27 protein-coding genes are annotated in these 21,252 nt (G+C 52.6%); 22 read left to right on the top strand and 5 right to left on the bottom strand.

Annotated elements, in window-relative coordinates:
- Positions 1 to 86: 86 nt before the first annotated feature.
- On the bottom strand, positions 87 to 1,985 hold the full coding sequence (locus tag Q0W37_RS08640) for an ABC-F family ATP-binding cassette domain-containing protein (protein ID WP_297700597.1): 1,899 nt from the start codon (positions 1,983 to 1,985) through the stop codon (positions 87 to 89).
- A 96-nt stretch (positions 1,986 to 2,081) separates the two neighbouring features.
- Here Q0W37_RS08640 and Q0W37_RS08635 point away from each other — a divergent pair, with 96 nt between their 5' ends.
- Complete coding sequence (locus Q0W37_RS08635) at positions 2,082 to 5,231, top strand: InlB B-repeat-containing protein (RefSeq protein ID WP_297700595.1); 3,150 nt, start codon at positions 2,082 to 2,084, stop codon at positions 5,229 to 5,231.
- Positions 5,232 to 5,267: 36 nt separating this feature from the next.
- Entirely contained in the window at positions 5,268 to 5,840 is a 573-nt protein-coding gene (locus Q0W37_RS08630) for a CAP domain-containing protein (protein ID WP_297700593.1), read from the top strand.
- A gap of 1 nt (position 5,841) precedes the next feature.
- On the opposite strand, the gene Q0W37_RS08625 is transcribed toward Q0W37_RS08630, so the two are convergent.
- Positions 5,842 to 6,150 carry a hypothetical protein gene (locus Q0W37_RS08625; protein ID WP_297700591.1) on the bottom strand — a complete coding sequence of 103 codons (309 nt, stop codon included), beginning with the start codon at positions 6,148 to 6,150 and terminating at the stop codon, positions 5,842 to 5,844.
- A 124-nt stretch (positions 6,151 to 6,274) separates the two neighbouring features.
- On the opposite strand from Q0W37_RS08625, the gene Q0W37_RS08620 reads away from it, so the two are divergent.
- Entirely contained in the window at positions 6,275 to 7,348 is a 1,074-nt protein-coding gene (locus Q0W37_RS08620) for an alpha/beta hydrolase (protein WP_297700590.1), read from the top strand.
- A gap of 105 nt (positions 7,349 to 7,453) precedes the next feature.
- Here the strand turns inward: Q0W37_RS08620 and Q0W37_RS08615 are convergent, their stop codons facing one another.
- The 3 genes from Q0W37_RS08615 to Q0W37_RS08605 all read right to left on the bottom strand — a co-directional run bounded on the left by Q0W37_RS08615 (position 7,454) and on the right by Q0W37_RS08605 (position 11,856).
- Positions 7,454 to 8,434, bottom strand: coding sequence for a GDSL-type esterase/lipase family protein (locus Q0W37_RS08615; protein ID WP_297700588.1), 981 nt, complete (start codon positions 8,432 to 8,434; stop codon positions 7,454 to 7,456).
- A gap of 164 nt (positions 8,435 to 8,598) precedes the next feature.
- Complete coding sequence (locus tag Q0W37_RS08610) at positions 8,599 to 10,167, bottom strand: glycosyl hydrolase family 5 (RefSeq protein WP_297700587.1); 1,569 nt, start codon at positions 10,165 to 10,167, stop codon at positions 8,599 to 8,601.
- Positions 10,168 to 10,371: 204 nt separating this feature from the next.
- The gene (locus Q0W37_RS08605) at positions 10,372 to 11,856 is read right to left on the bottom strand and encodes a glycosyl hydrolase family 5 (protein ID WP_297700585.1); all 1,485 of its coding nucleotides are present in this window, start codon (positions 11,854 to 11,856) and stop codon (positions 10,372 to 10,374) included.
- A gap of 553 nt (positions 11,857 to 12,409) precedes the next feature.
- Here Q0W37_RS08605 and tuf point away from each other — a divergent pair.
- Genes tuf through rplR form a run of 19 tightly spaced genes read left to right on the top strand, consistent with a single transcriptional unit; the run spans position 12,410 to position 21,241 of the window.
- Positions 12,410 to 13,594, top strand: a complete 1,185-nt coding sequence (gene tuf, locus Q0W37_RS08600) for an elongation factor Tu (protein WP_072981006.1) — start codon at positions 12,410 to 12,412, stop codon at positions 13,592 to 13,594.
- Positions 13,595 to 13,603: 9 nt separating this feature from the next.
- Positions 13,604 to 13,912 (top strand): 30S ribosomal protein S10, encoded by a 309-nt coding sequence (gene rpsJ / locus Q0W37_RS08595; protein ID WP_297700583.1) that lies wholly within the window; start codon positions 13,604 to 13,606, stop codon positions 13,910 to 13,912.
- Between the two features lie 5 nt (positions 13,913 to 13,917).
- Complete coding sequence (gene rplC, locus Q0W37_RS08590) at positions 13,918 to 14,535, top strand: 50S ribosomal protein L3 (RefSeq protein ID WP_297700581.1); 618 nt, start codon at positions 13,918 to 13,920, stop codon at positions 14,533 to 14,535.
- The gene (gene rplD / locus Q0W37_RS08585; protein WP_297700579.1) at positions 14,535 to 15,155 is read left to right on the top strand and encodes a 50S ribosomal protein L4; all 621 of its coding nucleotides are present in this window, start codon (positions 14,535 to 14,537) and stop codon (positions 15,153 to 15,155) included. The genes rplC and rplD overlap by 1 nt, the downstream gene beginning before the upstream one ends.
- Positions 15,155 to 15,463 carry a 50S ribosomal protein L23 gene (rplW, locus tag Q0W37_RS08580; protein ID WP_072799938.1) on the top strand — a complete coding sequence of 103 codons (309 nt, stop codon included), beginning with the start codon at positions 15,155 to 15,157 and terminating at the stop codon, positions 15,461 to 15,463. Before rplD ends, rplW begins: the two co-directional genes overlap by 1 nt.
- Positions 15,464 to 15,465: 2 nt before the next feature.
- Positions 15,466 to 16,296 (top strand): 50S ribosomal protein L2, encoded by an 831-nt coding sequence (gene rplB / locus Q0W37_RS08575; protein WP_297700577.1) that lies wholly within the window; start codon positions 15,466 to 15,468, stop codon positions 16,294 to 16,296.
- 3 nt (positions 16,297 to 16,299) lie between these two features.
- The gene (rpsS, locus tag Q0W37_RS08570; RefSeq protein ID WP_072980626.1) at positions 16,300 to 16,584 is read left to right on the top strand and encodes a 30S ribosomal protein S19; all 285 of its coding nucleotides are present in this window, start codon (positions 16,300 to 16,302) and stop codon (positions 16,582 to 16,584) included.
- On the top strand, positions 16,584 to 16,931 hold the full coding sequence (gene rplV / locus Q0W37_RS08565; RefSeq protein ID WP_072799941.1) for a 50S ribosomal protein L22: 348 nt from the start codon (positions 16,584 to 16,586) through the stop codon (positions 16,929 to 16,931). The genes rpsS and rplV overlap by 1 nt, the downstream gene beginning before the upstream one ends.
- Before the next feature lie 5 nt (positions 16,932 to 16,936).
- Positions 16,937 to 17,596, top strand: coding sequence for a 30S ribosomal protein S3 (rpsC, locus tag Q0W37_RS08560; protein WP_072980628.1), 660 nt, complete (start codon positions 16,937 to 16,939; stop codon positions 17,594 to 17,596).
- Positions 17,597 to 17,598: 2 nt separating this feature from the next.
- Positions 17,599 to 18,012, top strand: coding sequence for a 50S ribosomal protein L16 (rplP, locus tag Q0W37_RS08555; RefSeq protein WP_072799943.1), 414 nt, complete (start codon positions 17,599 to 17,601; stop codon positions 18,010 to 18,012).
- Complete coding sequence (gene rpmC, locus Q0W37_RS08550; RefSeq protein WP_072799944.1) at positions 18,012 to 18,203, top strand: 50S ribosomal protein L29; 192 nt, start codon at positions 18,012 to 18,014, stop codon at positions 18,201 to 18,203. The genes rplP and rpmC overlap by 1 nt, the downstream gene beginning before the upstream one ends.
- 18 nt (positions 18,204 to 18,221) lie before the next feature.
- On the top strand, positions 18,222 to 18,476 hold the full coding sequence (gene rpsQ, locus Q0W37_RS08545; RefSeq protein ID WP_072980632.1) for a 30S ribosomal protein S17: 255 nt from the start codon (positions 18,222 to 18,224) through the stop codon (positions 18,474 to 18,476).
- A 21-nt stretch (positions 18,477 to 18,497) separates the two neighbouring features.
- Positions 18,498 to 18,866: a 50S ribosomal protein L14 gene (rplN, locus tag Q0W37_RS08540; RefSeq protein WP_173340347.1), complete on the top strand. Its 369-nt coding sequence runs from the start codon at positions 18,498 to 18,500 to the stop codon at positions 18,864 to 18,866.
- Positions 18,866 to 19,165, top strand: a complete 300-nt coding sequence (gene rplX / locus Q0W37_RS08535; RefSeq protein WP_072799947.1) for a 50S ribosomal protein L24 — start codon at positions 18,866 to 18,868, stop codon at positions 19,163 to 19,165. The genes rplN and rplX overlap by 1 nt, the downstream gene beginning before the upstream one ends.
- A gap of 9 nt (positions 19,166 to 19,174) precedes the next feature.
- Positions 19,175 to 19,714 (top strand): 50S ribosomal protein L5, encoded by a 540-nt coding sequence (gene rplE, locus Q0W37_RS08530; protein ID WP_297700573.1) that lies wholly within the window; start codon positions 19,175 to 19,177, stop codon positions 19,712 to 19,714.
- A 9-nt stretch (positions 19,715 to 19,723) separates the two neighbouring features.
- Entirely contained in the window at positions 19,724 to 19,909 is a 186-nt protein-coding gene (locus tag Q0W37_RS08525; protein WP_072980638.1) for a type Z 30S ribosomal protein S14, read from the top strand.
- A gap of 13 nt (positions 19,910 to 19,922) precedes the next feature.
- A complete protein-coding gene (gene rpsH / locus Q0W37_RS08520) occupies positions 19,923 to 20,318 on the top strand; it encodes a 30S ribosomal protein S8 (RefSeq protein WP_073057028.1) in 396 nt (131 codons plus the stop codon).
- 2 nt (positions 20,319 to 20,320) lie between these two features.
- Positions 20,321 to 20,860 carry a 50S ribosomal protein L6 gene (gene rplF, locus Q0W37_RS08515; RefSeq protein WP_072800078.1) on the top strand — a complete coding sequence of 180 codons (540 nt, stop codon included), beginning with the start codon at positions 20,321 to 20,323 and terminating at the stop codon, positions 20,858 to 20,860.
- A gap of 9 nt (positions 20,861 to 20,869) precedes the next feature.
- Complete coding sequence (gene rplR, locus Q0W37_RS08510; RefSeq protein WP_295099251.1) at positions 20,870 to 21,241, top strand: 50S ribosomal protein L18; 372 nt, start codon at positions 20,870 to 20,872, stop codon at positions 21,239 to 21,241.
- Positions 21,242 to 21,252: the final 11 nt, after the last annotated feature.

Here is a 21,252-nt window from a genome sequence, read left to right as displayed (position 1 = left end):
TCAAGAGTGGCCTTGAAAAGGGCGGCAGCGCCGACGAGACGATGACGATAGGAATTCATCGCCGGAAATAGCGCCACGCGAACGGTCTATATAGGGTACTTGTCGCGGGCGGCTTCCAGCTCCGCGCTAACGCGCTCCCATTCCTCGTAGAGCTGGTCAACTTTTTTCTTGTTGTCGTCCATGTCCTTCGCGATGGCGGTAATGGCGTTCCCGTCGCCGCTTTCGGATGCGGTCACGAGCTTTGCCTCGAGTTCTCCGCCGAGTGCCTCGGCTTTCGCGATATCTTCTTCGATTTTCGCGAGCTTCTTTTCGAGCGGCTTCACGACCTTGCTGCGTTCGGCGATGTAGTCGGCGCGGGCCTTGCGGTCTTCTTTTGCGCGGGGAGCGCTGGTGGGCGCGTCCGTTTTCACGTCGATATTTGAAACTTTAATATTAGCCGATTCGGAACCGCCCGGTTTCTTTTCGCTCGCCCAGCCCACCTTTTCGAGGAAGTCGGCGTAGGTACCTTCGAAAATGCGGCACTTGCCACCGTCGAATACCACGAGTCTGGTCGCAAAGGCGTGCAGCAGTTCTTCGTCATGGGTCACCACCATCGCGGTGCCTTCGTAGTCGTCGAGCGCGTCGATTAGGCTTTCGATGCTTTCCATGTCGAGGTGGTTCGTCGGTTCGTCGAGCAGCAGCATGTTGCAGGGGCTCGCCAGGATTTTTCCGAGGAGCACGCGGCTGCGTTCGCCACCGCTCAGCACTTTCACCTTCTTTAATGCTGCATCGCCGCTGAACATCATGAGGCCCGCGAGTCCGCGGGCGCGGCTCTTTTGCGAGACTTCCTCGATGGCCGAGGCGATTTCTTCTTCGACGGTGTTGTCTAAATTCAGGCGGTTGATATTCGTCTGGCCGAAATAGTTGATCTGCAGGTTCGGATTGTGGCTGATTTCGCCGGCGGTGGGCGAGAGCTCCTTGGCTATCAGGTTCAGGAGCGTCGTTTTACCGCGTCCGTTCGGGCCGATGACTGCGATGCGGTCGCCCTTGAAAACTTCCATCGTAAGGTCGGTAATCAGCTCCGGCCCCATTCCCTGCGCGGTTCCGTCTTCTGCACGGTTCGGGTACGCGAACGAAAGGCCCTTGATTTGAAGCATTCGCTTGCCGGGAAAATCCGCTTCGGTAAAGCTGAAATCCAGATTGCGCTCGTGGGTGAGGCGTTCGCCGGTCGCAAGTTTTGCTGCGGCCTTGATTTTCGACTGCACCATGGCGGCTTTCGCGGCCTTGTAGCGGAAACGTTCGATGACCTGTTCCAGCTGCGCCTTCTTTTTCGCCTCGTTTTCCTGCGTACGCTGGGCGACTTCTTCTTCTTCGGCGACGGTTTCGCGGAGCTTCTCGACGCTGCCTTTCACCTTGCGGATCTTGTGGCGGAAAATGCCCGCGGTATGCGTACAGACTTCGTCCATGAAGTGGTGATCGTGCGTAATCAGCAGCACTTCACCTTTCCAGTTGCGCAAGAAGCGGCTCAGCCAGCGCATCGACACGATGTCAAGATAGTTGGTCGGTTCGTCGAGCAGCAGCATATCGGGTTCAGAAGCCAAGACCTTCGCTAGGTTCAGGCGAATCTGGAAACCGCCGGACAACAGCATCGGGCTCTTGTGCATGGATTCTTCGTCGAAGCCCAGACCGAACAGAATCGCTTCGACCTTGTGTTCTTCGATCCATCCGTCTTCATTGGGCTTTAATACGCTGCAGGCTTCTTCGTGTACGGTCGCGTGCGTAAAGTTCAGGTGCTGCTGCAGGTAGCCGAGCGTGTATTTTTTCGGGATGTCGATCGAGCCGCCATCGAGACATTCCTGCCCGAGAATCATCTTGAAAAGCGTCGACTTGCCGCAACCATTGCGGCCCACGAGGCCCACGCGTTCGTGGTCGCCTACAAGCATCGAGGCGCCGTCCAGAAGGACCTGCACGCCAAAGGATTTCGAAACGTTCTGAATTTGAATCACGGGGATAAAAGATAGAAATATAGTAGAAAGTGATTAGTGGTTAGTGATTAGGTTTTATCTTATTATTATTTTTAAGTGAGTTGAAGGAGACGAATCGTGATTTCCAGATATCTGCTTTCTGTTTCTGCGGCACTCCTTATTGGAGGCGTCGCCACTGCAGCAACAATCCGCCCGAAGACGCCAACCCTGTCGAATGGCTGCTACCAGATTTCGACCGCTGCAGAACTTTACGGCTTTGCCGAAATTGTGAACGGGAATGACTCTACTGCGGCGAATCCTTCCGTTTGCGGCGAACTCACGAAAGATGTCATTGTTAATAAGGATGTCTTGAATGGTTGGGACTGGCTCAACAGCGACAGCGCCGAAACCTTTGCCGTGTGGAAACCGATGGTGGACTTTGCGGGAAAATTCAACGGAAACGGCCACACGATTTCAGGTCTGTATTCACCCGACAATGCGGGTCTTTTTGAATCGATCGTTTCTCCGAAGAATTCTGTTGTTGTTATAAGGGATCTGGGAATAATTGATTCGTACTTCTCGTCGACAACGGATCTTGGTGTTCTTGTAAACTCTGTTTCTGGGAAAGGCGAAATCCAGATCACCAATTTCTATTCGCAGTCTACCATCGAGTCTACGAAGAACAGTCCTGATATCGCAGCTGTTGTGGGCTATGTAAGCGAAAATACGGCGTTGACCTTGACGAACTGCTATGGTGTAGGGAAACTTGTTGACAGCAGATACAACTATTATTCAGATTTGTTGGGTTATGCACATAGCAAAAATATAAAGGTCGAAAATAGTTACGCCTTGAAGGTGAGTTCCACTCGCTACATCGATTATGGAACGCTAATGGATACGATTGCATTCCTTAATGGTGCGGTGACATTCCTCCTGAAAGAAAATTTGGATGGTGCCATTTGGGGGCAGGATGTTGGCAACGACTACTTCCCGATTTTTTCGGGAAAACTCAAGAACTCTATAGCGGCCAGGTACAATGTTACGTTCCACACCTTCGGTGGTGACACTACGAAATATTACGACACTTATGTCGCTGGCCTCACAACAGAGCTGCCAAGGGGAACTTCCGCGAAAAACCTGGTTTTTGGTGGCTGGTATAGTGATGCCGAATTTACCGGAGAAAACGAAACGGAGATTTCCAATAAGACAACAGGTAATCTTGAGTACTGGGCCAGGATGTATGACCGTTACAAGGTAACCTACCATCCCAATGGTGGTGTGAGGGATTCCGGTTCTTTTTATGCATGTGGCAATCCTACTTCAAGTTTTCAGGATGCGATTCTCCTGACGGATTCTGTAGAATGCTACCTGGGTGGTATTGGAGGCAGTCTTTCTGAACGTTATCATCGTGACAGCAGCATCTTTTGGGGCTGGTACGATAACGAAGAACTGAAAGGGGCCCCTGTAGATTCTATCAAGACTAGCGATAAGGGCGACAAGCATTTCTATGCGAAGTGGTTCGAATACAAGAGACCGCCAATGGACCTTGCGGACAGCTGCTACGAAATCTCGGATGTCGAGGAACTTTATGGATTTTCGGCACTTGCGGACGGTTCTTTTGTGAAAGGTGGTGAGGCTCCAAACTACATTTGCGGCAGGCTTATGAAGGACATCGTTGTCAACCAGAATGTCCTGAAGCGTGATGGCTCATTAGACAGTTCAAGGATAAGCGATTTTATCCCCTGGAAGATGATTGTTGTAAACAATGGATTTTTCGATGGACAGGGACATACGATTTCTGGGCTCTATATGGAAAATAGCGAAGGGGTGTTCTATACGGGGCTACCTGATAAGTATACCGTAACCAGAGTCGTTATCCACAACTTGAAAGTCAGGGATTCCTTCATTTCGAGTGATTACAGTGCGGGTGGAATCATTGGCAGCCATTCTAAATCCCTTGCACGTATAGAAATTGAAAATACGCACTTTGACGGGACCATCGTTATACCCAGTGGTTACTTGAACACTTATGTCGGAGGCCTGGTTGCAGAAGCCCACTACCCGTTGATCATAAAAAACAGTAGCCATCGTGGACTCATCTATATTGGGGAAACTGCCGGTGCGGTCGGAGGCCTTGTGGGACATTCTGACTATTATACGTTCCTGATACAGAATTCCAATGAAGGCCGTTTTGTTGGCGGTGCGGAATTAGAAGAATTCTTCTCCGGTGGCGATGTTGGTGGACTAGTTGGTGAAGTTTCGAAGCACTTTTTCATAGTGAATAACTACAATGCAGCCGACTTTGATTGCCTCAATTGTGTTGTTAATGGCTTGATAGGCGGCTACTATGTTGAAAATAATCCGTTTAGTATTTTTGCACCCTACAGGCCTACGCAATCGTTTGTTCTTAACAACCACAGCAAGGGTTCGATTGTCAGGGGGCGGGCTTCGAAGTTAGACGATTATCAAGTGACTTTTGAAAATAACTTCTATCTGCAGGGTACAATATCTCGCGATAGCATCGGGACAGAGGCCGAAGCATCGGCTTTTGAAGATGGAACGATTACGAGGGCGTTGCAAGATTATGTGCAGAAGGATGCTGACAGTGTTGAATTGGCGGGCGGGGCTTATGGCGCGAATTGGATCCAGGGCGATGAATATCCCGTATTGACTGGGAGCGAAGAGCGAGATCTTGCCTGGCTGTACATAACCGATTATGCCTATCCGATGGGTTACGTTCTTTTCTATACGCCCGGACAGGAGCTACCCTTGCCCACGCCTTCTTTAAGTGACTACACTTTCCTGGGATGGAGCCTTGATACTGACGTGGTGACAAAAATTCCTTCCACGGCATTCGGGATTTTGGAAATAAGGGCGCTTTGGAAGGCTATCCCGAGCAGTTCTAGTGTCGCGGCTTCTTCCAGCAGCACGGCTAAATCCAGTTCCAGCGAAGCAAAGTCCAGCTCAAGCAACGCAAAATCTTCTAGCAGTACCGCAAAGTCCAGCAGCTCAATAGAAGGCAAGTCCAGTTCCAGCTGCACCGGCAAGAAATGTACAGAAACTTTGTCTGAAATTGCACGGAATCCGCAATTTACGCTTTCCGCGGTCGGTCGCGAAATTCGGGTGGCTTACGCTCCCGTGGGGGCCGCCTACGCTGTGTTCGATATGCAGGGGCGTATCATCGCTAGGGGCCGTGCCCATTCTCAGAACTTTGGCTTGACGCTATCCCAGGCGGGCGGCTATCTGGTAAGTATCGGCGATCAGGTGCAGAAAGTATTCATCAGGTAGCTGAAGGTATTTTTCCCCCATAAAAGGAGTCTTTCAATGTTTAAATGGCTTGCAAGTCCAACAATAATGTCCTGCGCACTTGTCGTTTTGCTTTCCGCTTGCTCGGGCGAATCTTCTGGAACATCCTCTGAAAGTTCCGATGGAGTTCTCCCTACGGCATCGGACGATCCCTTCTTTACCGAGGGCTGGCGCGAAAACTGCCTTGCTATCATTAACGAGTATCGTGCAACCGAGAACCTGAAGCCTCTGGCGCTTGCTTCCGAAGAAAAGCAGACCTGTACCGACAAGCAGGCTGCAGACGACCTTGCTGAAAATTCCGCCCATGGGCATTTCAAGTCGTGCGGCGAGTTTGCGCAGAATTCCGGTCCGAACTTTGGAACCTCGTGGCTAAAGGATGCGTCCGCCGTTACCGAATATTATCTCAAGATGATGTGGGAAGACGAAAAGGCGCTTGTGACGAGCGGTAAACGGGATCCGGACAAGAGTGAAGACTATCCCTATATCGGGCATTACCTGAACATGAAAAATGCGGGTGCTACCAAGGTCGCTTGCGGAATGGCCTTGTCTTCTGACGGCAAGATGGGTTGGTTCAACGTGAACTTCTTCTAGGTTATAGGGACTTGGCCCTTTTGGTCTTGTGAATGTAGTTCAGGGCGACACCTTTTTCGGCAACTTGCGCAAGGTGCTGGCTTTGCAGGATTTCCAGATATTTCTGTGTGCCTTCGATAATGTTGAGACCCGCTGCTTCGATGAGGCCGAAAAATACCTTGACAGAGGGAATCCCTTCCCCTTTTCCCAAACTTCTAACGTACTCCCTTGAGACATCGCTAAAGAAGGCGAGGTTCTTTTGAGTCGTGATGGTCCGTAAATAGGCTATAAAATCCTTTATGGCTCTTTTATGGTCTTCATCGTCGAACATAGCAGTAATGTTAAAAACCGCTATTTAAAATCAAGCCAACTATAGTTGGCGTCTTTTGTTTTTTACAAATGTGCGAAAAAAGTAAATTTCCGTGGCTTTAGAATAAATTATATTATCCAAGATTATGAAGTTCGCCATTATTTTCTATATCGCCATGGTTGCATCGGTGTTTGCAGGGGCGATCCCTGTTCCGGACCCTTTTTTGGGGCTCCCGTTTATGGCGTATTCGTACGATGCGGGCGATAGTGCGAAATTTCATGCGACGTTGGTGCATTATCCGTATGGCTCCGTAAGCCGTAAAGCGGATACGTCCATGGGGGATTCTCTAGCCGTTTCTTCCCCGAGGGCGTCTGTTCTGTATATACACGGGTTCAACGACTATTTCTTTCAGGCAGAGCTTGCCCAAAAGCTAGATTCTGCGGGTTATTCCTTTTATGCCATTGACTTGCACAAGTATGGGCGTTCCTTGCGCTCTGGCGAAACGGCTGGGGAACTCCGCGACATTTCGGAATACTATGCCGAGCTGGATTCCGCTATAGCCATGATCCGCCTTGCGGAAGGGGATTCCGTTCCGCTTGTGTTGATTGGCCACAGTACGGGCGGGTTGATTTCTTGCCTATATGCAACGGATCGTGGAAACGGTGCGGGCATTGCAGCGGTAGTCCTTAACAGTCCTTTTTTCGAAATGAACTATGTGTGGCCGGTGCGTCGTTTGGCGGTACCCGCGCTTTCTATTCTAGGGAGCATGTTCCCCAGTGTAGGGATTCCTCGAAGCTATAACCTGAACTATGACAAGAGCCTTTACAAGTCCGAAAGCGGGGAATGGGAATACGACCGTAAGCTCAAGGTTCCGGGAAGTCTTCCGATCGATCTCGGCTGGCTCCATGCGATTCACCAGGGGCACGTCCGCGTACAGCAGGGCTTAAAGCTTACTTCCCCGATTCTGGTGATGCACAGCGGCTGCAGTTACCGCGACGACGACTGGAGCGAGGAATACACCTATTGCGACGGAGTGCTGGATGTGGAGCATATCCACGAATACGGGCAGAACCTCGGCCCCCATACGCAGATTGTAGAAATCGAGGGTGGCCTGCACGACCTTTTCCTTTCGCATAGGCCCGCCCGCGATAACGCCTACCAGGCAATGTTTAGATTCCTGGACGATCGCCTCGCCACCCGCCCTAGTTCTGGGTTCTAGGTCACGCTTCGCTAGTTGCTAGACAATATTGTCATCCTGAGCGAAGGCACGATGTGCCGAAGTCGAAAGATCTCTAGTAACTATAAACTAGCCCGTAGGGCGTATCTAGTAACTCTTTTTACCGTCTACGACTCGCCCTTTCACGTCCACTTTGTGGTGGAGTTTCCGCGTTTTCGGCTGTGAAGTCTGCCTTGTGGGTTTGATTCCTGTGGGGTCGGAGCTTAGGTCCTTCACCTCGAATTCCTCGCTCAGGATCCACGAATCGTTGTCGCTTTCCACTTTTACGAGAGCCCTGTATGTACCCGTTTCGGTGAGTGCAAGCGGCTTGTCCGCGGCGCCTTCAATCAGCTTGCCATCCTTGTACCAGCGGACTCCGAAGCTGTCACCGTTCACCTGCAGTGTCGCCTGTTCCTGCTTGAGTGTAGGCTTTGCGAGTGTAATGTACTTGTTCACGATTTTTGCGAGTTCCTGAGCGCCGGTCGCGTTCGGGTGCACGCTGTCATCCAGGAACCATTCGGGCGTCTGGAAAAGCGAATGCAGGTCGATGATGTTCACGCCCTTCTCTATCGCTGTTTCCTTGATGAGCGGGTTGATGTACTTGACGATCGTGCTGTCCATGATTCCCCAGCTCTCGTTGTTGGAATAGGGCTGCAGCGTGGCGTAAATTTCGGGATGGGTGGGGAGGTGCGCAAACGTGTCGAGCAGGTCCTCGTAAGAGGGTTTCAGCATGTCTACGGTCACGTTGTAGTAGGTGTAGTAGAAAAGCTTGCTGTCGTTCGTGCCGAGTTCAATCACCACGATGTCTGCGGGGAAGGCGAGAGCTTCCTTGATCTTGCCCTGCACCCAGTAAGACTCTCCGCTTTCCTTGTAGAACATCTTACCCGAGGTGCCGAAGTTTGCGGCGGAGTCTCCCGGCTGTAAAAGTTCCTGCAGGTGGTCGGGGTATTTCTTTTCGCCCCAGTCGATTCCGTAGCCTTCAGTGATGCTATTGCCTACGCAGGCCACGTTTGTGGCGAAGGTTTCAATCGCGAGTCCTCCCACGAGGGCCGCGACGGCCGCAAATCCAATCATTTTTTTCCCAAACATATAAACTCCAATTTTATAAAGGTCCCTAAGCTCGGTTGGTGAGCTTAAGCCTGTGCTGAGCCTGTCGAAGCAAACCATGCCGAGGGGCCGACTAAGTTATCTATTTAATTTAACAAAAAACCGCCGGTTTCCCGACGGTTTTCGCTAAAGTTCTTGATTTGATTCTATTTGTACTTGGCCATCAAAGCATCGGGGCATTCGACTTCCACGAAGTCAACCTCGGGGTTGTTGGCGGCGTCCATCCATTCGGCGAGGAAAAGGCAACCGTTTTTCAGGCTTGTATTGTTGCCGTATTCCTTGTTGCACATATCGATAAGGCAATCCTTCTTGTAATTGCAGGTGGTAAGGAATCCGCCGTACTGGGCGCCTGCACAGGAAATGCCCATTTTCTGACAAGCGTTGAATGCGCCGGGACCACCGCCAGGAATCATCAGGTCGAACTGGTTGTGGCTAACGTCATAGCCGATGTTGCTGGAGATGACAATCAGGTGCTTGCCTTTGATTTTTCTGTGGTGGCTGTCCGTGGGAGTGTTCGTTGCGGAAGCTCCGGTTCCCTTGAAGGTGAGCATGTAGCACTTGCCGCAGTTGCTGCCGCCACCGGGGGTTGCGGCGAATGCGTAGGCGATAGTGTCGTTAACAATTTGCGGAGTCTGGTCGAAGCAGGTTCCTGCAACGCCGCCGTTGTCACAAATGGATGCGTCGTCAGCATTGGCCGTGGTAACGCCGTCGGCCTTACAAGTTCTGGCGACGGGACCACCCTTGCCTTTCCATGCGCAGTGGGGCTTGCAGCTATCCCAGTAGCGGGTTGCGTAACCGGATTGGGTCTGGGCGCCGGAAACGACCTTGGGCAGTAAGGAACCGCCCTGCTGTTGTTGCTGCCGGGAGCTGGAAGATTGTTGCTGTTGCTGTTGTTGAGAACTAGAGGACTTCTGCTGCTGTTGCTGCTGGCTGCTCGAAGACTTCTGTTGCTGTTGTTGCTGAGAGCTGGATGATTTTGTCTGCTGCTGAGCGTTGCTGCTTGCCGGTGCCGCTCCGCTTATGTTCTTGCATTCTTTTCCATCGGGATCGTAGTAGCAGTTCAGCTTGCAGTCATTGTCATAGGCGTACTTTTCACCCTTGGATCCTGTCAGCTGATCATATTTGCCGACGCACTTTCCCGAAGGGGCGTCAAAGCACTTTCCGTCACAGTTACCCGACGTTGCGGCAGAGGAGTTCGTCTGTTGCTGCTGCTGTGCAGACGAGGAAGACGTCACCGTGTTTGCAGAGGAATTCGGCTGCTGCGTATTTGCGGAACTCATCGTCTGGTTGTTTGCAGAAGATGTCGGCGTTGTCACGTTAGCCGAGGAAGCAGGCGGGTTTACAGTTGCAGAAGACTGCGGAGGAACCGTTTCCGAAGAGGCGGGGAGTTTTGCCTTCTGTTCTTCCAGAGTCGTTACTTCGAGATTGTCCGTGAAGATATTTTGGAAAATCGTGTTGTTGTCGATACCGACAATTGTTCCGTTTTCCTTGTCGTGGGTTCCGACGATAATGCCGTTTGCGTTGGTGACGGTTCCCGACGGGTAAATCAGGTAGATATCTCCGTTCGCTTCAAGTTTCCATGCGTAATCCGTAGGAGTCGGGCTTTCCTGGGCGGTCGGGTCCGTTTCGGGGGTCATGGTGTTTTCGTCGGAGCAGTTCATGAACGCAAGGACGCTTCCCAGGATCAGAACGGACTTTAGGAATTGGTGTTTCATATACATCCTCAAAAAAATCCAATAAGACTTTCTTCTGAAAGTCCCTTCCAATTCCATCCGCACCTAAAGATAGTTTAATTGCCCTGAAATTTCACGTAAATTTTTGTAAGATATATATTTACGCGACGCCGGTCACATCAACCTGCATAAAAAAATCCCGGCACTAAAGCCGGGATTGAAAGTCTTATGAGCAATATTTGCTGATTAGAACTTGTTCTTGAGTTCCTGGGGGCATTCTTCCAGTTCTTCGTACTTGAACGAAGGGTTGTTGGCGGCTGCTAGCCACTGGGCGTGGAAAAGGCAGCCCGCCTTTGCTTCAGGAATGTTTGCGAATACGGAATTGCACTTGTCCTCGAGGCATTTCTGGACGGTTGCAACCTTTGCGTCGGTAAGTTTTTGGTCGCCGCCGCAGTCCTTGAGGAACCCGCCGTGAGACGAGCCGAGGTTGTTGATGCCCCACATGGCGGAACATCCGTTGAAAATGCCGACGCCGCCACCCGGTATCATCATGTCGAACTGGCCGTTTTCCACGTCGTAACCGATGTTTGAAATCATGATGACGAGCTTCTTGCCCTCCAGGGCTTTGGTGCGAGCGTCAGTCGTGTGTCGGCTCTTTCCGTCGAAGGTGAGCAAGAAACAGGCTCCGCAGGAACTTGCGTATTCGTTACCCGGGCCTGCGGCGAATGCGTAGGCGAGTTCATCGTTGACAACGAAAGGAGCCTGGCTGTTGCAGAGACCTGCGGGGCCGCCTTCGCAAATGCTCTTCACCATGTCGTCGCCCTTCGTGAGTTCCTGCTGCTGTGCGTTACAGGTCCTTGCGATGGAGCCGCCCTTACCGGTCCATGCGCAGTGGGGCTTGCAGCAGTCCCAATAGCGCGAACCCCAACCGTTACCGGAGCGTCCGCCGCTCTTGATCTTAAAATTGGGAGTGGCCTGTTGCTGGCTGCTAGAGGATGCCACCGAGCTAGAAGATTTTGCGGAACTCGAGGACTTTGCGGAACTGGAGGATTGTACCGGCTGGGTCGCGGAAGATACCGGAGGCTGCGATGCCGACGATGTGAGCGGGTTCGGGTTTTCGCCTGCACTGCTTACCGGAAGGGGATTTTCTCCGGCACTGCTTTCCGGGCCGGGGATTTCGCTTGCGCTGCTTTCGGCGGGGGGCAGGTCGGGGGTCGTGTTGGACTTGAATACGTTGAGCACAGTGACGTCGACGTCTTCAAAAATGACGGTAGTGTTGTCGAGCCCGACAATGTTGCCGACACCCGTCGAGGATCCGTCCGAATTGGTTTCGAAGATGATGGTGCCTATCGGGTTGCCTGCCGCGTCGGTCACCTCTCCGCTAGGATAGATGACGTAGACCTGGTCTGCTGCGGAAAGAACCCATGCGTCGGATTTGACTGCGGGCGGGTTGACGACGGTGAGGGCTCCGAAATTGACGCCTTCTTCGGTCGGGGTGCCCGTCATGTCGTAAATGGTTCCGGTGGCGATGTTGGCGGTGCCCACCTGGTTGCCGTTCTTGTCCAGGACGATTCCGGAACTTGTGATGTAGAGGTCGTTATAGACGAAGGAAGGTTCGGTTACGACGTATGCACCGTAGAGGTCCGAACTGCCGGATGTCTCGTCACCGCAGTTGCATATGAAGGCCACTGCGGCTGCGGATAGTAACAGGGAGAAAAACTTCTTTTTCATAAATCCTCATGTTCCCAATAAACACCGGAGAAACAAGATAGTTAAAAAATGGGGAAATCAAATGTAAAAATAACGAGTCGCATGGATAAATGTTCCTAGGTCGTTCCTGAGCGTGAAGGAGTGTTTACGGGGGCCCAATTGTAAAATTTTTATGAGTAAAAATCTTTTTACAAAATTTTTGTGGATAAATGGGCTGGGATTTGCTGCTATTTGGGGACGGTGTGCTTAAAATGTTGATAAGTTGGAGTTATGGTAGGATTAGATTTAAGAAGTGCCTAAATTCGTCAAAAAACGCCATTTTGTAAAAACGGACGATGTGAAAAACGAGGCGAAATCTGAAGCCACTAAATATAGTCTTTCGGGGCGAAAATCGCCCTTTTTGGGCAAAAAACAAAAAAAAATGCTTGAAATTTTCCTTGAATTTGCTAAATTTGTTCGGCAAAATTCGCAAAGTACCGCTTCCTATGCTTTGCGAAATCACAGGAGTATGCGTTTAACCCGCGCAGATCCTAGCATTCGAAGCGATAAACCTTCTGCTGAAGAAGAGGAAAAAATGGCAAAAGAACATTTTGACAGAAGCAAGCCGCACTGCAACATCGGCACCATCGGCCACGTTGACCACGGCAAGACCACTCTGACCGCCGCAATCTGCACGACCCTCGCTGCACGCGGCCTCGCCGCCGCCAAGCGTTTCGACGAAATCGACAACGCTCCCGAAGAAAAGGCCCGTGGTATCACGATCAACACTTCTCACGTCGAATACACCACTGCAAACCGTCACTACGCTCACGTCGACTGCCCGGGGCACGCCGACTACGTTAAGAACATGGTGACCGGTGCTGCCCAGATGGACGGCGCTATCCTCGTCGTGGCCGCTACTGACGGCCCGATGCCCCAGACCCGTGAACACATCCTCCTCGCTCACCAGGTGGGCGTGCCGAAGATCGTCGTGTTCATGAACAAGGTCGACATGGTGGACGACGAAGAACTCCTCGACCTCGTGGAAATGGAAGTTCGCGACCTTCTGTCCAAGTACGAATTTGACGGCGACAACACCCCGATCATCCGCGGTTCCGCCCTCAAGGCCCTCGAAGGCGACCCCGCCTACCAGGACAAGATCATGGAACTCATGGACGCCTGCGACACCTACATCCCGCTTCCGGCCCGTGAAACCGAAAAGCCGTTCCTGATGCCGATCGAAGACGTGTTCACCATCACTGGTCGTGGCACTGTCGCTACCGGTCGTATCGAACGCGGCGTGGTTCACCTGAACGACAAGGTCGAACGCGTTGGTCTCGGCGAAACTGCCGAATACGTTGTTACCGGCGTTGAAATGTTCCGCAAGCTCCTCGACGACGCCCAGGCAGGCGACAACGTCGGTCTGCTCCTCCGCGGTGCAGAAAAGAAGGACATCAGCCGCGGCCAGGTGCTCGCTGCTCCGAAGTCCGTGACTCCGCACGCCGAATTCAAGGCAGAAATCTACGTTCTTACTAAGGACGAAGGTGGCCGTCACACACCGTTCATGAACGGCTACCGTCCTCAGTTCTACTTCCGCACCACCGACGTGACTGGCACGATCCAGCTTCCGGAAGGTGTCGAAATGGTGACTCCGGGTGACACCGTGACCATCCACGTGAACCTGATCGCCCCGGTGGCAATGGAAAAGCAGCTCCGCTTCGCAATCCGCGAAGGTGGCCGTACCGTTGGCGCTGGCTCCGTAACCGAAATCATCAAGTAAGGAATTATCATGGCTGGTGAACGCATTCGTATTCGCTTGAAGAGCTTCGATCATCGTATGATCGACCGCTCCGCTCAAGACATCGTGAATACAGCTAAGAACACTGGTGCCCGCATTGCTGGCCCCATCCCTCTCCCGACGAAGATCCAGAAGTATACGGTGATTCGCTCTCCGCATATCGACAAGACTTCTCGTGAACAGTTCGAATCCCGTACGCACAAGCGTCTGATCGACATCCTTGATGCTACGCCGCAGACTGTAGATTCCCTCATGAAACTTGACTTGCCCGCAGGCATTGAAGTCGAAATTAAGGTTTAATAACAATGAACGGTATTCTCGCAAAGAAATTGGGAATGACCCAAGTGTTCACGGAACAGGGCGAATGCGTCCCTGTCACGGTTCTCGAAGCCGGTCCGTGCGTGGTCGTTTGCCATAAGACAGAAGAGAAGGACGGCTACACTGCTGTCCAGATCGGCTTTGGTCTCAAGAAAGAACAGCGCGCCAACAAGGCTGAAATCGGCCACTTCAAGAAGGCTGATGTCGCTGTTCGTGAACACCTCGCTGAATTCGATGTCGCTGATCTCGAAGCCTGGCCGGTTGGCAAGGAATTCGGTGCAGCTGACTTCGCCGATGTGAAGATGGTGAATGTCTCTGGCCTCTCCAAGGGTCACGGCTTCTCCGGTACCATCAAGCGCCATAACTTCCACAGCGGTCCTCGTTCCCATGGTACGCACAATATGCGCGAACCGGGTGGTACGTCCGCTCACTCTTATCCGGGCCGCGTTTTCCCGGGCAAGCGTATGGCCGGTCAGTTCGGTAACAAGAAAGTGACCGTGAAGCACCTCCAGGTCGTCAAGGTTGACGGCGACCGCAACCTGATCTTTGTCCGCGGCGCAGTTCCCGGTGCAAAGAACAGCATCATCGTGGTGAGGAAAGACTAATGGCTACAGCAAAGCTTTTCGCCGCTACTGGCGATTTCAAGAATGATATTCAGCTCCCGGCCATGTTCGATCAGGAAGTCAACAAGGTCTGCATGTACTTGCACATCAAGGCTATCCTGAACAACAACCGTCAGGGCACTGCCCAGGCTAAGAACAAGTCCTCCGTTAGCGGTGGTGGTCAGAAGCCTTGGAAGCAGAAGGGCACGGGTCGTGCACGTTCCGGTCAGAACACCTCCGCTGTGTGGGTTCGCGGTGCCAAGGCTCACGGTCCTAAGTCCCATGACTACTTTGAAAAGGTAAACAAGAAGGTCAAGAAGATCGCTTTCCACTCTGCTCTCGCTGCTAAGGCTCTCGAAGGCAAGGTGCAGGTGTTCGAAGCTCTCGCTTTCAACGCCCCGAAGACCAAGGATCTCCTCGCCGTCCTCAACAAGGCCGGTCTCGAACAGCGCAATGCTCTCTTCCTGGTGAGCGACGCTGACAAGAACCTCTACCTGTCTTCTAACAACATTCCTTGGTGCCGTTGCGCTCGCGTCGCCGATGTCAACACTTACGATATCGTTCGCGCCAACAACGTCGTCATCTCCCAGGCAGCTCTCGCCGAACTGGAAGGAGGCCGCTAATGAGTGAACTTCACGAAATTCTCGTTGCTCCGCACATTACCGAAGCTACTGCCCGTCTGATGGCTGCTTCTCGTAATGACGTGCACAAGTATGTTTTCAAGGTTGCCAAGACCGCAACGAAGACCGAGATCAAGGACGCTATCGAAAAGCGTTTCGGTGTCAAGGTCGATTCCGTCAACACCCTTATCAACCGCGGCAAGATGAAGCGCGTTCGTATGGGCATGGTCGCCGGCAAGAAGTCCAACTGGAAGAAGGCCTACATCACGCTTAAGGCCGGGCAAAAGATTGCCGAGTTCGAAGGAGTATAATCATGGGTCTGAAGTCTTATCGCCCGCTTACCCCGACGCTGCGCTACAAGCAGATTGGTGACCGCAAGGAAATCACTGCGGACAAGCCGTACAAGCCGCTCACCGAAGGCATCAAGCGTAGCTCCGGCCGTAACAACGCCGGTGAAATCACCTCCCGCCGTCGCGGTGGTGGTCACAAGAAACTGTATCGTATCATCGACTTCAAGCGCAAGTTCGCAGGCATCCCCTGCACGGTTGAAACGATCGAATACGATCCGAACCGTTCCGCTCGTATCGCCCTGGTCAAGTACCAGAACGGCAAGCGCTGCTACATCATCGCCCCGGCCGAAATCAAGGTCGGTGACGTGCTGAATTCCGGCGAAGGCGCCGAATTCCGCGTGGGTAACGCTATCCCTCTCCGCGATATTCCGCTGAACACCATTATCCACAACATCGAAATGAAACCGGGCAAGGGCGCCCAGATCGCCCGTTCCGCAGGTGCCGGTGCAGAACTCGTCGCTAAAGACGGCAAGCTCTGCCAGGTCAAGCTTCCGAGTGGCGAAGTTCGCTACATCCCGGAAGACTGCCTCGCTACCGTTGGTCAGGTTTCCAATATCGATCACATGAATGAATCCTCGGGTTCTGCAGGCCGCTCTCGCTGGCTCGGCAAGCGCCCGGCCGTCCGTGGTGTCGTTATGAACCCGGTCGATCACCCCCTTGGTGGTGGTGAAGGTCGTACCTCTGGTGGTCGTCATCCGTGCTCTCCTTGGGGCAAGAACTCTAAGGGTGCCAAAACTCGTAACAATAAGCGTACCGATAAGTTCATCGTACGTCATCGTCAGAAGAGGGCCTAATTCATGTCTAGATCCCTTAAGAAAGGTGCGTTCGTGGATTCCCACGTTCTCAGCAAGGCCCAGGCGATGGCCGGTTCCGACAAGAAACAGGCTATCAAGACCTGGTCCCGTCGTTCCACCATCATTCCTGATATGGTCGGACTTACGTTCTCCGTCTATAACGGCAAGCAGTTCATCCCCGTGTACGTGACCGAAAACATGGTCGGCCACAAGCTGGGTGAATTCTCCATGACCCGCACTTTCCGCGGTCACCGTAAGACTGAAACCGCTGCTGGAGGAAAGAAATAATGCAAGCTGTTGCTAAAGTGAAAAACGTCCGTTACGGCGTTCGCAAGCTCCGTCGCGTTGTCGACCTGGTTCGCGGCAAGTCCGTTGCAGAAGCATTCGCAATGCTTTCTATTCTCCACACGCAGACCAAGGGTGCCCCGCTGGTCGAAAATGCTCTGAAGTCCGCTGTCGCTAACTTCAAGCAGAAGGCCGCTGGTGCCGTTGCCGCCGAAGAACTGGTCGTCAAGACCATCACGGCCGACGGTGGTACCATCATGAAGCGTATCCACCCCCGTTCCCAGGGCCGTGCTTTCCGTATCGAAAAGCCGCTCTCTCACATCACAGTCGTTGTGGCCAACAAGGAGTAATTAAAATGGGTCAGAAAACTCATCCGAATGGTCTTCGTCTTGGCGTTATCCGCGGCTGGGAATCCAAGTGGTATGCCGAAGACAAGTTTGCCGATCTTCTTTATGAAGACATCGTGCTCCGTCGCTACTTGATGAAGCGTTTCGAACATGCCTCCCTCTCCAAGGTCGGCATCGAACGTACCGTCAAGAAGGTGAACGTGAACCTCTTTACCGCCCGTCCGGGTATCGTGATCGGCCGTAAGGGCGAAGAATTGGAGAAACTCAAGGGTGAACTCCAGTTCCTCACCGGTAAAGAAATCTATATTAACGTCCAGGAAATCAAGCGTCCCGAAACGGATGCCAAGCTGGTTGCCGAAAACATTGCACGTCAGCTCGAAAAGCGTATTTCCTTCCGTCGCGCCATGAAGCGCGCCATCCAGTCCGCTATGCGCATGGGTGTGGAAGGTATCAAGGTGCAGTGCGGTGGCCGCCTCGGTGGTGCCGAAATTGCCCGCGTCGAAAAGTATGCTGAAGGCCGCGTGCCTCTGCACACTCTCCGTGCCGACATCGACTACGCTACTGCAATCGCCAAGACCGTTTATGGTGCCATCGGTATCAAGGTCTGGATCATGCACGGCGAAAAGATTGGCAAGGACGTCATGAACGATAACAAGAGAGAGAAGTAATTATGCTGAGTCCTAAAAGAACATTACATCGTAAGCAGATGAAAGGCCGCATGAAGGGCATTGCCTCCCGCGGCAATTCCATCGCCTTCGGCGAATTCGGCATTCAGGCTCTTGAAAAGTGCTGGCTGACTGCTCGTCAGATTGAAGCCGCTCGTATCGCCATGACTCGTAAGATCAAGCGCGGTGGCCGCGTTTGGATCCGCGTCTTCCCCGATAAGCCGATCACCCGTCACCCTGCTGAAGCCCGTATGGGTAAGGGTAAGGGCGCCGTCGAATTCTGGGCAGCCGTTATCCTCCCGGGTCGCATCATTTTCGAAATGGGTGGTGTCGAACGTGAACTGGCCATGGAAGCTCTCCATGTCGCAGCACAGAAGCTCCCCCTCAAGTGCAAAATCATCGAAGAATCGGAGATCTAATGAAAGCACGTGAATTGAAAGAACTGGGCGTTGACCAGCTCAAGGAAAAACTGGCTCAGTTGAATCTCGATTTGTTCAATTACCGTATGGCTGCTAAGCTCGGTAACTTGGAAAAACCCTCTTCGATCCGCAATACCCGCAAGGATATCGCTAGGGTCAAGACCATCCTCACCGAAAAGGCCAAGGCATAAGCCGGGCAGGAGCAGGAAATGGATAGAAACCTTCGTAAGGTAAGACAGGGTGTCGTCAGCTCTGACAAGATGGACAAGACCATCACCGTCGTAGTTGAAAACCGTAAGCGTCACCCGGTGTACAACAAGATCATGACCACCACCAAGAAGCTCAAGGCTCACGATGAAAACAACGAAGCCGGCGAAGGCGACCTGGTGGAAATCATGGAAACTCGTCCGCTCTCTGCAACGAAGCGCTGGCGCCTCGTCCGCATTGTAGCTAAGAAGAAATAATCGTTTTGGAGTAAGGCGAATATGATTCAAGAAGAAACCAGACTCGTCGTGGCCGATAACAGTGGTGCCAAGGAAGTCGCCTGCATCCGTGTTTTGGGTGGCACAAACCGTCGCTATGCTAGCATCGGTGATGTCATCAAGGTAGCCGTTAAGGACGCTATCCCCCAGAGCAAGGTGAAGAAGGGTTCCGTGGCCGACGCCGTCGTCGTGCGCACACGCAAAGAAATCGCCCGTCCGGATGGCACGTTCATCCGTTTCTCGGACAACGCCGTGGTTCTCATCACTAAGGATGGCGAACCCCGTGGAACCCGTATTTTTGGACCGGTGGCTCGTGAGCTCCGCGACAAGAAATACATGAAGATCATCTCCCTCGCACCTGAGGTTCTCTAATGGCTAACATCAAGAAGAATGATAACGTCAAGGTGATTTCCGGTGCCAACAAGGGCAAGACCGGCACCGTGATTAGTGTCAAGGGTGGCAAGGTGACCGTTTCGGGCGTGAACGTCCGCAAGCGTCATGAAAAGCCGTCCCAGACCAATCAGACGGGTGGCATCATCGAAAAGGAACTGCCGATTGACATTTCCAACGTGATGCTTCTCGAAGGCAACACTCCTGTCCGTACACGTATCGTGCGCGAAGCCGGCAAGAAGGCTTCCCGCGTGAGCGTCAAGTCCGGCAAGGCTATCTAGAGGTAACACATGAACCAGATGAAGCAATTTTATCTCGAAAAAGTCGTTCCGGCCTTGCAGCAGAAGTTTGCTTACAAGAACGTGATGGAAATTCCCCGCCTCCAGAAGATCGTGCTCAACATGGGTGTTGGCGCCGCGGCTCAGAACCGCAAGATCCTGGATGAAGCCGTCGATACCCTGACCGCCATTACCGGTCAGAAGGCCGTCGTCACCAACGCCAAGAAGGCTATCGCTCAGTTCCATCTGCGCGAAGGCATCGGCATCGGTGCTAAGGTCACCCTGCACGGCGACAACATGTGGGACTTCCTCTTCCGTCTCATCAACATCGACCTTCCGCGTGTCCGTGACTTCCGTGGTCTCGCACGCCGTGGCTTTGATGGCATGGGTAACTTCACCCTCGGCATCAAGGAACAGACCATCTTTGTTGAAATTGACATTGACAAGATTTCTCGTACTTTCGGTATGGACATCTCCTTCGTGACGACCGCCAAGACGGACGACGAAGGCCGCGCCCTGCTTGAAGAACTTGGACTCCCCTTCAGGAAGTAAGGTAATACCATGGCAAGCAAAAGAATGATTGAAAAATGCAAGCGTACTCCGAAGTATACCGTTCGTGGGTACAACCGTTGCAAGCGTTGCGGTAGGCCGCACGCCTTTATGCGCCGCTTTGGCCTTTGCCGTATTTGCTTCCGCGAAATGGCACTCGCCGGCGAAATCCCCGGTATCACAAAGTCGTCTTGGTAAGGAGAGTATACTCATGGCAATGACAGATCCTATCGCCGATATGCTCACCCGTATCCGCAATGCCGCTTCGGCAAAGCTCCCCGTGGTGGACATTCCTGCCAGCAACTTGAAGCGTGAAATCGCTCGCGTGTTGCAGGAAAAAGGTTTCATTAAAAAGTTCGTCGTCGTCGATGACGGTAAGCAGGGCATCCTCAAGGTCCTCCTCCGTTACACGAAGGGCGAATCCGCTATCCAGGGCATCCAGCGCATTTCTTCGCCGGGTCTCCGTCACTACGTTGACGCCGCAAAGCTTCCGCGCGTTCGCAATGGCCTTGGCTATGCTATCATCTCCACATCTAAAGGCGTGATGACCGACCACGAAGCCCGCAAGGAAAACGTGGGTGGTGAAGTCATCGCAAAGGTATGGTAAAGATGTCCCGTATCGGTAAAGCTATTATCAATATCCCGGCCGGCGTGAAAGTCGCCGTCAATGGTCAGAACATCAAGGTTGAAGGTCCTCTCGGCAAGCTCGAGACCGACGTTCATGAACTGATTGCAATCAAGCTCGAAGGCAACCAGCTTTCCTTCTCTCGTCCTGACGATCAGAAGTTCACCCGTGCCATCCATGGCACCACTCGCGCTCTCGTTGCCAACATGGTCGAAGGCGTGACCAAGGGTTTCCAGAAGACGCTCGAAATCGTCGGCGTTGGTTACCGTGTGGAACAGAAGGGCAAGGACCTCAACTTGGTTCTCGGCTTCTCTCACCCGGTTATCTTCAAGGCCCCGGAAGGCGTTGAACTCAAGGCTGTTGACCCGCTGAAGATCTCCATCAAGGGCATCGATAAGCAGAAGGTCGGCCAAGCTGCGGCAGAAATCCGCAAGTACCGCAAGCCTGAACCGTATAAGGGCAAGGGCATCAAGTACGAAGGCGAAATTGTCCGTCGTAAGCAAGGTAAGAAGACAGGTAAATAAGGGTAAACTATGACTGCAATTGCTAAGAAAAGAATCCAGTCCAGAATCGCACGCCACGAACGCGTACGCAAGTCTGTTGTCGGAACTGCAGAATGCCCTCGTTTGGCTGTTCGCCGTTCCTTGTCTCACATGGTCGCCCAGATTATTGATGACGAAAACAATAAGTCTCTCGTCCAGCTCACCACAGCTTCCAAGGAATTCCAGGGTAAGTTCGGTGAAACGACGAAGACGGAGCAGGCTAAGCAGCTCGGTCTCCAGATTGCTGAAGTCGCCAAGTCCAAGGGCATTGAATCCGTGGTCTTCGACCGCGGCGGTTACATCTATCACGGTCGCGTTCAGGCTCTCGCTGAGGGAGCTCGTGAAGGCGGACTCAAATTCTAGTGAGGTACACT

Origin of the sequence: uncultured Fibrobacter sp. (assembly GCF_947166265.1) — a bacterium.
Lineage (GTDB): Bacteria > Fibrobacterota > Fibrobacteria > Fibrobacterales > Fibrobacteraceae > Fibrobacter.
This window is presented reverse-complemented; position numbering and strand designations above follow the sequence as displayed.

Bases quoted from the DNA above. Each gene is read 5' to 3' on its own strand.
- Q0W37_RS08630 (WP_297700593.1), top strand. From the start codon at position 5,268: ATGTTTAAATGGCTTGCAAGTCCAACAATAATGTCCTGCGCACTTGTC.
- Q0W37_RS08625 (WP_297700591.1), bottom strand. From the start codon at position 6,150: ATGTTCGACGATGAAGACCATAAAAGAGCCATAAAGGATTTTATAGCC.
- Q0W37_RS08620 (WP_297700590.1), top strand. From the start codon at position 6,275: ATGAAGTTCGCCATTATTTTCTATATCGCCATGGTTGCATCGGTGTTT.
- Q0W37_RS08615 (WP_297700588.1), bottom strand. From the start codon at position 8,434: ATGTTTGGGAAAAAAATGATTGGATTTGCGGCCGTCGCGGCCCTCGTG.
- Q0W37_RS08610 (WP_297700587.1), bottom strand. From the start codon at position 10,167: ATGAAACACCAATTCCTAAAGTCCGTTCTGATCCTGGGAAGCGTCCTT.
- Q0W37_RS08605 (WP_297700585.1), bottom strand. From the start codon at position 11,856: ATGAAAAAGAAGTTTTTCTCCCTGTTACTATCCGCAGCCGCAGTGGCC.
- tuf (WP_072981006.1), top strand. From the start codon at position 12,410: ATGGCAAAAGAACATTTTGACAGAAGCAAGCCGCACTGCAACATCGGC.
- rpsJ (WP_297700583.1), top strand. From the start codon at position 13,604: ATGGCTGGTGAACGCATTCGTATTCGCTTGAAGAGCTTCGATCATCGT.
- rplC (WP_297700581.1), top strand. From the start codon at position 13,918: ATGAACGGTATTCTCGCAAAGAAATTGGGAATGACCCAAGTGTTCACG.
- rplD (WP_297700579.1), top strand. From the start codon at position 14,535: ATGGCTACAGCAAAGCTTTTCGCCGCTACTGGCGATTTCAAGAATGAT.
- rplW (WP_072799938.1), top strand. From the start codon at position 15,155: ATGAGTGAACTTCACGAAATTCTCGTTGCTCCGCACATTACCGAAGCT.
- rplB (WP_297700577.1), top strand. From the start codon at position 15,466: ATGGGTCTGAAGTCTTATCGCCCGCTTACCCCGACGCTGCGCTACAAG.
- rpsS (WP_072980626.1), top strand. From the start codon at position 16,300: ATGTCTAGATCCCTTAAGAAAGGTGCGTTCGTGGATTCCCACGTTCTC.
- rplV (WP_072799941.1), top strand. From the start codon at position 16,584: ATGCAAGCTGTTGCTAAAGTGAAAAACGTCCGTTACGGCGTTCGCAAG.
- rpsC (WP_072980628.1), top strand. From the start codon at position 16,937: ATGGGTCAGAAAACTCATCCGAATGGTCTTCGTCTTGGCGTTATCCGC.
- rplP (WP_072799943.1), top strand. From the start codon at position 17,599: ATGCTGAGTCCTAAAAGAACATTACATCGTAAGCAGATGAAAGGCCGC.
- rpmC (WP_072799944.1), top strand. From the start codon at position 18,012: ATGAAAGCACGTGAATTGAAAGAACTGGGCGTTGACCAGCTCAAGGAA.
- rpsQ (WP_072980632.1), top strand. From the start codon at position 18,222: ATGGATAGAAACCTTCGTAAGGTAAGACAGGGTGTCGTCAGCTCTGAC.
- rplN (WP_173340347.1), top strand. From the start codon at position 18,498: ATGATTCAAGAAGAAACCAGACTCGTCGTGGCCGATAACAGTGGTGCC.
- rplX (WP_072799947.1), top strand. From the start codon at position 18,866: ATGGCTAACATCAAGAAGAATGATAACGTCAAGGTGATTTCCGGTGCC.
- rplE (WP_297700573.1), top strand. From the start codon at position 19,175: ATGAACCAGATGAAGCAATTTTATCTCGAAAAAGTCGTTCCGGCCTTG.
- Q0W37_RS08525 (WP_072980638.1), top strand. From the start codon at position 19,724: ATGGCAAGCAAAAGAATGATTGAAAAATGCAAGCGTACTCCGAAGTAT.
- rpsH (WP_073057028.1), top strand. From the start codon at position 19,923: ATGGCAATGACAGATCCTATCGCCGATATGCTCACCCGTATCCGCAAT.
- rplF (WP_072800078.1), top strand. From the start codon at position 20,321: ATGTCCCGTATCGGTAAAGCTATTATCAATATCCCGGCCGGCGTGAAA.
- rplR (WP_295099251.1), top strand. From the start codon at position 20,870: ATGACTGCAATTGCTAAGAAAAGAATCCAGTCCAGAATCGCACGCCAC.